This window comes from Arthrobacter sp. 10T413_2 (assembly GCF_056394205.1).
This window is the reverse complement of record NZ_JBFTHK010000134.1, coordinates 1-11,864: the sequence shown is the minus strand read 5'-3', so window position 1 is coordinate 11,864 and position 11,864 is coordinate 1. Positions and strand designations below refer to the sequence as shown.

The 11,864-nt window shown below is 67.1% G+C and carries 9 protein-coding genes; 3 read left to right on the top strand and 6 right to left on the bottom strand.

Features of this window, described 5'->3' with window-relative positions:
* Positions 1-94 precede the first annotated feature (94 nt).
* The 4 genes from AC1DBQ_RS17370 to AC1DBQ_RS17355 form a co-directional block, all read right to left on the bottom strand.
* Positions 95-1,225, bottom strand: a complete 1,131-nt coding sequence (locus tag AC1DBQ_RS17370; RefSeq protein WP_476929700.1) for an FAD-dependent oxidoreductase — start codon at positions 1,223-1,225, stop codon at positions 95-97.
* A 54-nt stretch (positions 1,226-1,279) separates the two neighbouring features.
* The gene (locus AC1DBQ_RS17365; RefSeq protein WP_476929699.1) at positions 1,280-2,206 is read right to left on the bottom strand and encodes an AEC family transporter; all 927 of its coding nucleotides are present in this window, start codon (positions 2,204-2,206) and stop codon (positions 1,280-1,282) included.
* A gap of 105 nt (positions 2,207-2,311) precedes the next feature.
* Positions 2,312-2,740 carry an aspartate 1-decarboxylase gene (gene panD, locus AC1DBQ_RS17360; RefSeq protein WP_202615903.1) on the bottom strand — a complete coding sequence of 143 codons (429 nt, stop codon included), beginning with the start codon at positions 2,738-2,740 and terminating at the stop codon, positions 2,312-2,314.
* Positions 2,741-2,801: 61 nt separating this feature from the next.
* Positions 2,802-3,752, bottom strand: coding sequence for a LysR family transcriptional regulator (locus tag AC1DBQ_RS17355; protein ID WP_476929698.1), 951 nt, complete (start codon positions 3,750-3,752; stop codon positions 2,802-2,804).
* A gap of 173 nt (positions 3,753-3,925) precedes the next feature.
* Between AC1DBQ_RS17355 and AC1DBQ_RS17350 the strand changes: the two genes are divergently transcribed.
* The gene (locus AC1DBQ_RS17350; RefSeq protein ID WP_476929701.1) at positions 3,926-5,359 is read left to right on the top strand and encodes an amino acid permease; all 1,434 of its coding nucleotides are present in this window, start codon (positions 3,926-3,928) and stop codon (positions 5,357-5,359) included.
* Positions 5,360-5,557: 198 nt separating this feature from the next.
* Entirely contained in the window at positions 5,558-9,112 is a 3,555-nt protein-coding gene (locus AC1DBQ_RS17345) for a bifunctional proline dehydrogenase/L-glutamate gamma-semialdehyde dehydrogenase (RefSeq protein WP_476929697.1), read from the top strand.
* Between the two features lie 104 nt (positions 9,113-9,216).
* On the opposite strand, the gene AC1DBQ_RS17340 is transcribed toward AC1DBQ_RS17345, so the two are convergent.
* Together AC1DBQ_RS17340 and AC1DBQ_RS17335 are read right to left on the bottom strand one after the other, a co-directional pair.
* On the bottom strand, positions 9,217-9,591 hold the full coding sequence (locus tag AC1DBQ_RS17340; protein ID WP_476929696.1) for a hypothetical protein: 375 nt from the start codon (positions 9,589-9,591) through the stop codon (positions 9,217-9,219).
* Between the two features lie 275 nt (positions 9,592-9,866).
* Positions 9,867-10,721 carry a LysR substrate-binding domain-containing protein gene (locus AC1DBQ_RS17335; protein WP_476929695.1) on the bottom strand — a complete coding sequence of 285 codons (855 nt, stop codon included), beginning with the start codon at positions 10,719-10,721 and terminating at the stop codon, positions 9,867-9,869.
* 154 nt (positions 10,722-10,875) lie between these two features.
* On the opposite strand from AC1DBQ_RS17335, the gene AC1DBQ_RS17330 reads away from it, so the two are divergent.
* On the top strand, positions 10,876-11,864 hold a 989-nt coding region (locus AC1DBQ_RS17330; RefSeq protein ID WP_476929694.1), incomplete at its 3' end, for an MFS transporter.

The following is an 11,864-nucleotide window of genomic DNA, read 5'->3' as shown; positions in this document are numbered from 1 at the left end:
CCGCGGGGCTGTTCAAGACCGGTCCCAGCCTACCGGCKCACCGGGCGTTGCTTCGTGCAGGGCCGGGCAGAACGTCGATTCGCCCCCGCTGGAGTCAGCGCACCCGCGGCCGGGATGCCGAGAAGATGGCCGGCGCGCCGCCGTCKCCGGTCGCGAGGTCGGCCAGGATCCGGCCGACGGACGTCGTGAACTTGAACCCGTGGCCGGAGAAGCCGGCGCCAATGACCACCGGGCCGATCCTGTCCAGGACAAAGTTCTCATCCACGGTAGTCGTGTAGGTGCAACTGACGTCGGCGAGGGCGTCGGCGTCGACCCCGGGCAGCCACTCCCGGGCATACCGCTGCAGGGCCGCCCGCTGTTCGGGCTCCGCCGCGAAGGACCGGTTGTCCGGGTCCACCACGGGACCCGCCCCGTGCCATCCGGCCTTGATGCCCTCGCCCGGCGTGTGCATGCCGTAAACCGGCGAACGCCAGTACCGGTAGCCATCCCCGTGGCCGGGCATATGGTTKAACCCCGGCCACTGGGCGCMGGGATCCGTGACGGCGAAATGCGCGGGCTGCTCCTGGGTGACGGTCAGCCGGGGCACGGGGGCCACACCGGCGAGCAACTTGGTGGTCCAGCCGCCGGCGGTGACCACGGCCTGCCGCGCGGAAAGCACCTCCGTCACGCCGCCGGACTCGAGCGTGAGCCGGACGCCGTCGTCGAGCACTTTCAGCTCCAGGACCTTCACGTGATGGCGGATCTCGGCGCCGAGGCCGGCGGCGAGGCGCTGCATCGCCGGCAACGCGGCGTCCGGGTTCAGCTGGCCGCCATCCGCCATGTGCAGGACACGCTGGTCGAACCKGATGCCCCGCCAGCGCTCTGCGGCATCCTCGACGGTGAGGAACTCCGCGCGGAGCCCGGCGGCGAGCAGGGCGCTCCGGATCTCGGGCAGCCGCGGATCGGGGCCGTGGTTCACGACGCCGGTCCGGGCCAGCAGGCGCTCGCCGCTGTCCGCTTCGAGCTCGTTCCACAGCCGCACGGACTCGGCCAGCATGGCGACGTAGTCCGGATCCGCGTAGCCGGGGTTGAAGTTCCGGGTGGTGCCGTGGGAGGCGCCGTTGCGGTGGCCGGGCCCGAACTGCTCCAGCAAGGTCACATCCCGGCCGCGCCGGGCCAGCGCCCAGGCGGTGGCGGAGCCCATCGCGCCGCCGCCGATGACGACCGTGTCCAGGGTTGTATTCAAGGGTCCTCCTCGGTGATTGGTGCCGGCTCGCCCAGCCGGGCAAGACCAGGCGGGTCAGGCCAGCAGCAGGGCCACGCCGATCATGGCCGGCACAGCTACTACGGTAGTGATCAGCACCGTGTCTTTTGCTACCGTGACGCCGGTGCGGTAACGGCTGGCCGCGACAAACACGTTTTGCGCCGTGGGCAGGGCTGCCGTGACGACGGCGGCGAACAATGCCTGCTCCTGCATGCCGAGGGCAAAGCGGGCAAACAGGTAGGCCACCAGCGGGTGGACAACGAGCTTGAAGAAGCTCGCCAATAGGGTGTCCAGTCGGCGCCCGGTGGCCGGATGCAACGGCCGGGATCCGTTCAGGCTCATGCCGAACGCGATCAGCATGGCCGGGATGGCGGCACCGCCGATCAGGTGGATGGGCTCCATGAGCAGCGGCGGCACCTGCCAGCCGGCCCCGGCCACCACGAGGCCCAGCGCGGACCCCACGATCATCGGGTTCCGCAGGATCATGAGCAGGAACGTCAGCGGCGTGGTGCGGTGCGAGCTGGTGGTGGCATCCAGCGCCATGAGGAACATGGGGGTGAAAAAGGCCAGCTGGAAGATGAGCAGGGGCGCCACGTAGCTCGCGTCTCCGAGCACGAAGACGGCGATGGGAATGCCGAGGTTGGCGGAGTTGGCCAGCGACGCGCTCATGGAGGAGATGAGGGCTTCCGGGACCGGGCGTTTGAGCGCGAAGCGCACAATGCCAAAGAACAGCACCGCCGTCGTCAGGGCTCCAACTGCCGTCACGAGCAGCGGTGCGGCAAAGACGTCGTGCAGTTTCGCCTTGCTGAGCGTCTCGAAGAGCAGGGCGGGGCTCGCGACAAAGAAGGTCAGGGCGCTGAGGACGGAGCGGGCGTTCTCGCCCAGGATGTTGCGCCGGCCTACGAACATGCCGACCAGGATGATGGACCAGACGACGAAGAAGCCTGCCAGAACCCCTAGCACGCGGCCCTCCGCGGCGGGGCGGAAGAGCGGCGGGCGAAGGTCACCGTTCCAGAGTAATCAGCTTTATTCTGCGGACCGCCCTATTACGCCCGAAGGCGGCGATTCTTAGTTCAGCGCTGCGTTGTTCAGCGAGTGCGGCGGGCGCAGGAGKCCCGGCGTCATGCCCTCTGCGGGGTCGTTGCCGATCTGGACAATCTTGTTGTCCTGATCCACGTGGACCACCTTGGGGTTGTACGCCTTTGCCTCGTCCGTGGTCATCTGGGCGTAGGTGATGAGGATGACGATGTCGTTCTCATGCATCAGGTGGGCGGCGGCGCCGTTTATGCCGATCACTCCGGACCCTCGTTCGCCGGCAATCGTGTAGGTCTCGAGCCGGGCGCCGTTGGTGACGTCCACGATCGCCACGAGCTCACCGGGGAGGATGTCGGCGGCCTCCAGCAGATCCAGGTCCACGGTGACGGAACCGACATAGTGAAGGTCCGCGTGCGTGACCGTCGCGCGGTGGATCTTGGATTTGAACATTGTGCGATTCATAACGTMACCAGTCTAACGCGGGGCCGACGCCGGCGCTGTGGCCCACTGCACACCCCTCCGGTCAGGCAGGCCGGTCCGCCGGGKCCGGGTCCAGCGTGCCGGCGGCCGCCGCCGGAACGATGGATGCCGCCGTCGCCGCCAGGATTTCCCGTGCGGCGAGCAGGGCCGGCCGTTTGGCGCTGGAGCGCCGCACCGAGGTGAACACCGTGCGGTGCGGATTCCCTGGCAGGTCCAGGAGCTGYGCGCTGGTGCCGCGGCCGGTCCACACGAGGTCCGGCATCAGGGCCACCGCATTTCCGGATTCGATCAGCCGGATCTGGGCCTGCAGGTCGGCGGTTTCGAAKCGGACATCGGGCTCAAATCCGGCGCTCCGGCACGCCTGCTCGGCCCAGTGCCGGGAGGCCGCCCCGCGGGGTTCCATCACCCAGGGCAGCCCCGCGGTATCCGCCAGCGTCCTGATGGCGGTGCGCCCCGGCGAGGAGGGCGGAACGGCCAGCCGAATGGCGTCCTTGGTCAGGGCCACGCGGTCCAGTTCGGCGTAGTGTGGGGCGGCGTGGCCCGGATACTGTTCGGCGATCACGAGGTCGAAGTCGCGAGCCCACGTCTCGTGGAGGGCCGTCTCCGGTTCCCGCTGGGTCATCTCTACCCTGACCTCCGGGTAGCTGGAGGTCATCCGGGTCAGGGTGCCCGGCATGAGGGCCAGTGCGGCGGACTGGAACACGGCGATCCRCACGGTGCCGGTGACCGTGGTCAGGGACGCTGCCAGGTCCGCCTCGGCCTGCTCCAGGGTCTCCAGAAGCTGGGACGTATGGGCTACGAGGACTTCGGCCTGGGGGGTTAGCTGCACCCGGCGGCCGGTTTTCCGGAGGAGTTCCACCCCGGCCTCCTTCTCAAGGAGGGCCAGTTGCTGGGAAACTGACGATGGGCTGTACTGGAGCGCTTCGGCCACTTCGGCCAGTGTGCCCCGGATCTTCAGTTCGCGCAGCAGTCGCAAACGCCGGACGTCGAGCATCGGTAATCCTTTGGGAATTCTAATGGTTATTAGTTAAGAGAATTCACTTTATCTAATGCAATCGGGCTTGCATACTGTTGTCGCTCGGTTACCCCCATCACAGGGTGGATTGATGGGCATCACACCTAAATTAGGAGGCCCTGGTGGCTACACAAGATTTGGCGCGGTCGATCATGCGGCGCAAGCCCATCGACGACATTGAAGAAGAAAACAAACACAGCGGATTGCACAGGAGCCTGGGGCTCTGGCAGCTGACGGCCATCGGCGTCGGCGGTATTATCGGCGTCGGCATCTTCTCGCTGGCGGGCCTTGTGGCCCACGGCAGTGCGAGCGAGCCCGGCGTCGGCCCGGCGGTGCTCGTATCGTTCCTGATCGCGGGACTGGCATCCGCTGCCGCGGCACTGTCCTACGCCGAATTCGCCGGCATGATCCCGCGCGCCGGCTCGGCATATACCTACGGCTACGTTGCCCTCGGCGAGGTGATCGGCTGGTTCATCGGGTGGGACCTGCTGCTGGAGTACATCGCGATCGTGGCCGTGGTGGCCATCGGCATCTCGGGCTACTTCGATGCCTTCCTGTCCGGCATTGGCATCCATATGCCCGCCTGGATGACAGCGACGCCGGATGAGGGAACGGGCGGCATTATCAACCTTCCCGCCATCCTCGTCTGCCTGCTGGTGACCTGGATCCTCTCCCGCGGGACGAAGACCTTTGGGCGCTTCGAGCTGGTAGCCGTAGCCATCAAGGTGGTCCTGATCCTGTTCATCATCGGCCTGGGCATTTTCTACATCAACACCAAAAACTACGACCCCTTCATGCCCAGCGGCTTCGGCCCCGTGGTGGCCGGCTCCGCCACCGTGTTCTTCGCCGTGTTCGGCTACGACGCCATGAGCACCGCGGCGGAGGAGGCTACGGACGGCAAGAAGCACATGCCGAAGGCGATCATCTACTCGCTGATCATCGCCATGCTGCTCTACGTCGCCGCCACCCTGGTGCTCACCGGAATGCAGCACTACACGGAAATCGACCCCAAGGCCGGCTTCGCCTCCGCCTTCAACAGCGTCGGACTGCCGGTGATCGCAACGATCATCTCCGTGTTCGMGGTCCTGTCCATCCTCACCGTAATGCTGACCTTCCTCCTCGGCGTCACCCGCGTCTGGTTCTCGATGAGCCGCGACGGCCTCCTGCCGGGCTGGTTCGCCAAGACGGACCGGCACGGCACGCCGCAGCGTGTGACCTGGATCGCCGGCGCCGCCTCCGCCATCCTGGCCGGCATCCTCCCGATCAAGGCCGTGGCGGACCTGACCAACATCGGCATTCTGGCCGCGTTCGTCGTCGTCTGCACATCGGTGATCGTGTTCCGCTACAGGAAGCCTGAGGCCCMACGGACCTTCCGCCTGCCGCTGATGCCCTTCGTTCCAGCGTTCGGCGTGTTCGCCTCGCTGTTCCTGATGTTCCAGCTGCACTGGGAGACCTGGCTGCGGTTCGGCGTCTGGCTCGTGGTCGGCCTGATCATCTACTTCACCTACGGCCGCAAGAACTCGCTAATGAACCCGGACAGCCCTCGGCACGAAGAAATCGTGGAGATGCACCGCCCYCTGGCGTAGCCGCCCCACCTCCCGTTGCGCTATCACTTATGRCTCCCATCCCCAGGTCTTAAGGGCCATAAGTGATAGCGCAACAGGGTTTTAAGGTTCGGTTTTTCTAACTGKTATTGCTCAGAAAACATCGCTTTATCTTATGAAAATCCGGTCGCATACTGATTCATAAGAGGTCCACATTTTGAGAAAGAACGAGTTTCAGCCATGACCAACATCTCCACTGAGTCCGGCGCGACCACCAGCAACGCCGCGGGCAACGAAGCCGCGCACGCCGCTGTTTCGGAAGGCTCGACGGTCCTTGAAGCCGCAGCCCTGGCCGAGGACACCATCGCGCTGGTGCGCCACTGGCTCACCGAAGCCGCCAAGGTTCCCGTCGACGCCTCGGCCGAGCAGCTCGCCGGAGTCCTGAAAGACCCGAACGGCCTGGACTKCACGGTCGGATTCGTCGACGGCGTCGTCCGTCCGGAAGACCTGCAGGTCGCCGCCCGCAACCTCGCAGCCCTGGCCCCCAAGGTCCCGGCGTTCCTGCCCTGGTACATGCGCAGCGCCGTCCGCCTCGGCGGCACCATGGCCCCGGTCCTGCCCCAGGTGGTCATCCCKGTGGCCCGTCGCGTGCTCCGTGAAATGGTCGGCCACCTCATCGTCGACGCCACGGACGCCAAGCTCGGCCCGGCCATCGCCAAGATTCGCAGGGACGGCATCAAGCTCAACGTCAACCTCCTCGGCGAAGCGGTCCTCGGCGAACACGAGGCTTCCCGCCGGCTCGAGGGCACTCATGCCCTGCTGTCCCGCCCGGACGTCGATTACGTCTCGATCAAGGTCTCCTCCACGGTGGCCCCGCACTCCGCGTGGGCGTTCGATGAGGCCGTGGAGCACGTCGTGGAGAAGCTGACCCCGCTCTTCACCCGCGCGGCGTCGTTTGCCGCCGGCGGACAGAAGGCCAAGTTCATCAATCTGGACATGGAGGAATACAAGGACCTGGACATGACCATCGCGGTCTTCACCCGGATCCTGGACAAGCCCGAGTTCAAGAACCTCGAGGCCGGCATCGTGCTCCAGGCCTACCTGCCCGACGCCGTTGCCGCCATGATCCGCCTGCAGGACTGGGCGGCAGCCCGCCGCGCCGAGGGTGGCGCCGCGATCAAGGTCCGCGTCGTCAAGGGTGCCAACCTGCCGATGGAGCAGGTGGAAGCCTCCCTGCACGACTGGCCGCTCGCCACCTGGAACACCAAGCAGGATTCGGACACGAACTACAAGCGCGTCATCAACTACTCGCTGCACCCGGACCGGATCCGCAACATCCGGATCGGCGTCGCCGGCCACAACCTCTTCGATATCGCCTTCGCCTGGCTGCTGGCCAAGCAGCGCGGCATCGCGGATACCGCAGAGCAGAGTATCGAGTTCGAGATGCTGCTCGGCATGGCGCAGGGCCAGGCGGAAGCCGTCAAGAAGGACGTTGGCTCGCTCCTGCTCTACACCCCCGTGGTCCACCCGGCCGAGTTCGACGTCGCGATCGMTTACCTGATCCGCCGCCTCGAAGAGGGCGCCAGCCAGGACAACTTCATGTCCGCCGTCTTCGAACTCAGCGAAAACGAATCCCTGTTCGAGCGTGAGAAGCAGCGCTTCCTCGCCTCCCTTGCCAAGCTCGACGACGAGGTTCCGCCGCCGAACCGCCGGCAGAACCGCGCCCTCCCGGCCGAGCCGCTGCCGCACGATGCGTTCGAGAACACCCCGGACACCGATCCCTCGCTGCCCGCCAACCGCGACTGGGGCCGCGCCATCCTGGGCCGCGTGGCAAGTTCCACGCTGGGCAACGCCGCCGTCGAGGCCGCCACGATCAACGACGAGGCCACCCTGAACGCGGTCATMGCCACCGCCGTCGAAAAGGGCAAGGCCTGGGGCGCGCTCTCCGGCGCCGAGCGCGCCGAAGTMCTGCACCGGGCCGGCGACGTMCTCGAGGCCCGCCGCGCCGACCTCCTCGAGGTCATGGCATCCGAGACCGGCAAGACGATCGACCAGGGCGACCCCGAGGTCAGCGAGGCCGTCGACTTCGCGCACTACTACGCCGAATCGGCCCGCAAGCTCGACGACGTCGACGGCGCCACCTTCGTCCCGTCCAAGCTMACCGTMGTGACCCCGCCGTGGAACTTCCCGGTCGCCATCCCGGCCGGCTCCACCCTGGCCGCCCTCGCCGCCGGATCCGCCGTCGTGATCAAGGCCGCCAAGCAGGCCCGCCGCAGCGGTGCCGTGATGATCGAGGCTCTGTGGGAGGCCGGTGTCCCGCGGGACGTCCTGACCATGGTGCAGCTGGGCGAGCGGGAACTCGGCCGGCAGCTGATCTCGCACCCGGCCGTGGACCGCGTCATCCTGACCGGCGGCTACGAGACCGCCGAGCTGTTCCGGTCCTTCCGCAAGGACCTGCCGCTCCTGGCCGAGACCAGCGGCAAGAACGCCATCATCGTCACCCCGAGCGCGGACCTGGACCTTGCGGCCAAGGACGTGGCCTACTCCGCGTTCGGCCACGCCGGCCAGAAGTGCTCCGCCGCCTCGCTCGTGATCCTGGTMGGTTCCGTTGCCACGTCGAAGCGGTTCCACAACCAGCTGATCGACGCCGTCACCTCGCTGAAGGTCGGCTACCCGGAGGACCCGGCGACCCAGATGGGTCCGATCATCGAGCCCGCCGGCGGCAAGCTCCTCAACGCGCTCACGACCCTCGGCGAGGGTGAAACCTGGGCCGTGGAACCCCGGAAGCTGGACGCCACCGGCAAACTCTGGAGCCCCGGCGTGCGCTCGGGCGTCCGGCGCGGATCCTACTTCCACCTCACCGAATTCTTTGGGCCCGTCCTGGGCGTCATGACGGCGGAGACCCTGGAGGAGGCCATCGCGATCCAGAACCAGATCGACTACGGCCTCACCGCGGGCCTGCACTCCCTGAACAGCGAGGAGCTCGGCCTCTGGCTGGACACCATCCAGGCCGGAAACCTCTACGTCAACCGCGGCATCACCGGAGCGATCGTCCAGCGCCAGCCGTTCGGCGGCTGGAAGAAATCCGCCGTCGGCGCCGGCACCAAGGCCGGCGGCCCGAACTACCTCGTCGGCCTCGGCGAATGGGCCAGCAAGCCCAGCGCCGCCGCCGTCACCCCGGCCGCTGCCCCCGCCCACACGGGAGTCCGCCGGATCGAAGACGCGGCCAAGGGCTTCCTGACAGCCGACGAGATCGCGCCGCTGCAGCGCGCCCTGGCTTCCGATGCCCGAGCCTGGGCCGAGGAATTCGGCACCGCCAAGGACGTGTCGGGCCTGAGCGCCGAACGCAACGTCTTCCGCTACCGCACCCTGCCCGTCACGGTCCGCCTCGCCGAAGGCGAACCGCTCGCCGGCCTCGTCCGGACCGTCGCCGCCGGTGTCCTCGCCGGGTCCGCCCTCACGGTCTCCACCGCCGTCGAACTGCCCGCCCAGCTGCGCGCCGTCCTGTCCGGACTCGGCATCGCCGTCACCGTGGAGAACGACGCCGACTGGCTGGCTTCCGCCGGCACGCTCGCCGCGGCAGGCAAGCTGTCCGGCGCCCGGATCCGGCTGATCGGCGGGAACGCCAAGGCACTCGCCGAGGCCACCGGAGGCCGCCCGGACCTGGCGGTCTACTTCCACCCGGTCACCGAAGCCGGACGCGTGGAACTGCTGCCGTTCCTGCACGAGCAGGCCATCAGCATCACAGCGCACCGATTCGGCACCCCGAACCACATCTCGGATGCCCTGATTTAGCCCGAGGGTGCCAGAACTCTAGACCGGGCGTGCTAAAATGCCGTCGCCGCCGTGCAGCACCGTTGGGTGAGGCGCGGCGGCGACTGCGTTAAGCGCTGAGCAGCCTAGCCGAAGTACCAGCCTGGCGGCACCCACGAGGCCGGGACCGCGTGGGCGGAGAAGTCATCGCAGCCGGAGCAGAAGTAGGTGACCTCGCCGAGCTTGCTGACCGAGCCGTCCCGGCGGTGCGTGGCCGGGATGAAGGTCTCCAAGTAGATGAATTCGTCCGTGCCGCAGCGTTCGCAGTACGGGCTGGCAACAAAATCGGACTCCGCCAAGGTGGCCGGGCGAATTCCCCGGCGGCCAAAGCTGGAGTACTGAGTGGTAGCGGAGTGCTGAATCGTGGCGCCGTGGCGCACCGGGGACGTTGCCGGACGGGCGGCCGTAGTCGCGTGGGCGGCGGCCGGTACGGACAGACGGGGGCGGTTTATGGCTGGCATCATTGTCGGCCTATCCCGAACGCTCGGCGCCAGCCACACGGCATCAGCGACGGACAGCGTTCGTGTTTTCGAATCGTTGTCGTGGGCCTCTGCTTGACCTCGGACGGTTAATCTTGAGTAGTGTCAGGATAGATGAAGTACCTGCACCGTTCAATGGTCAAGTAAGTACTCCTCGCTACTTGCGTGGTCTGTCAGGTAAGTACCGCGCCCACAGGTGCAGCGGACCAGATGCCGTGGCCTCGATGCCGTGGACGGGCCGGCGGCCCGCCCGCGCCTCAGGCCGAGCGCTTCAAAGTCCGGCCCACGATCGCCTGGGTGAGCGCATCGATTACCTCCGTATTGGCCAGCGGATTGCGGATCAGGGTAAAATCGACGTCGCCCACAGGCGGCAGATCGAAGCGGCGGGTAATGATCTTCAGGTCCTCCGGGACCAGCGAGGAGGGCATCACKGCCACCCCGATGCCGGCCCGGACGGCGGCCAGCACGCCGCTGATCTGCCGAGTGGTGCAGGTGATCCGCCAGGTCCGGCCGGTGGCCTCAAGAGCGTCGATCGCGAGCTTCCGGCTCAGGCTGGGGGAGGGGTAGGCGATCAGCGGCACCGGATCGGCCGGATCCAGCACGGTCTGCTCCAGCCCCACCCAGGCAAAGGCGTCCTGCTGGACCACGGTTCCGTCTTTGGCCCCCGCCACCCACTTCACAAAGACCAGGTCCAGCTGCCCCGCGTTGAGGCGCTTGTAGAGCTGGTCGCTCTGGCCCACCGTGAGCTCGAGGTTGATCTGCGGATAGATCTGGCGGAACTCCCGGAGGATGCGGGGTAGCCCGGTGATGGCGAGGTCGTCGGCCGTGCCGAAACGCAGGCGCCCGCGCATGGCCGATCCTGAGAAGTAACGGGCGGCGGCGTCGTGCGCGGCGAGGATGCTCCGGGCAAACCCGGCCATGGCATCGCCGTTGTCCGTCAGCCGCACATCGCGGGTGTCCCGGGCGATCAGCACGCGCTTGGCGGCGGTCTCCAGTTTGCGGACGTGCTGGCTGACGGTGGGCTGCGCCAGGCCGAGGCGTTCCGCGGCCTTCGTGAAACTCAGGGTTTCAGCCACGGCCAGGAAGGAGCGGAGCTGGGCGGGTTCGAACATGTTGGTCTCCCGGATCGGGCGGCGCGAAGCGTGCATTGCGAACATTGCATTGCGTTTTGTAATGCTAGTTATGCGCTGAATAGGCTTCCATAATCTTCTGGGGCCAGCCTAGCGTTAAGTCCATCCCGCTCACCCGCTCTTTTGAGGACTTGCCGTGGCACCCCCTCCGCCGCTCGAGGCTAACGCAGCCGCCCTGCCGGACACCATCACCCAACCAATCGCCGTCGTCAACGAGCGCCTGCCGTGGCGCCACACGTTCATCTCCCTGAAGGTCCGTAATTTCCGCATCTTCGCGATCGGCCATTTCATTGCCGTGATCGCGCTCTGGATGCAGCGGATCGCCCAGGACTGGCTGGTGCTCCAGCTCTCCGGGTCCGTCACCGCCGTCGGGATCACCGTGGCCTTGCAGTTCCTGCCGTCCCTGTGCCTCGGGCCGTGGGCCGGTATGATGGCGGACCGCTTCGCGAAGCGGAAGATCCTCATGCTGTGCCAGTCCGTCGCCGCCCTGTTGGCGGCGACGCTCGCCGCGCTGGCCCTCAGCCAGCGGATCGAGGTCGGGCACGTTTACGCGATCGCGCTGGTCCTGGGCCTCGTGACGGTGCTGGACCAGCCGGCCCGTCAGGTCTTCGTCAATGAACTCGTGGGTCCCCGCTACCTGCGCAACGCAATCAGCGTGAACTCCACGATCTTCCAGCTCGGCGGACTGATCGGTCCTGCCATCGCCGGGATCCTGCTGACCGCCGTCGGTGCGGGCTGGGCCTTTGCCGCCAACGCCGTGGCCTGCTGCTTCACTGTGTCCATGCTGCTGAGCCTGCGGAAGGACCAGCTGCATGTCAGCAGCCCGGTCGCCAAGCGGCGGGGCATGCTGAGGGAAGGGCTGAACTATGCGCTGAGCAAGCCCACCATATACTGGCCTTGGCTGATGGCCGGGTTCATCGCGGTGTTCGCGATGAGCCTGCCGGTGCTGCTGGCCGCGTTTGCCGACCACGTGTACGACGCCGGTGCCGGCGGCTATGGCCTGCTCAATACGCTCGTGGCGCTCGGGGCGCTGGCCGGAGCCGTCACCTCGGCCCGGCGGCGCGAACTGCGGCTGCGCTCCGTGGTCCTGGGCGCAGGAATGTACGGCCTCATGTTGTGCCTGGC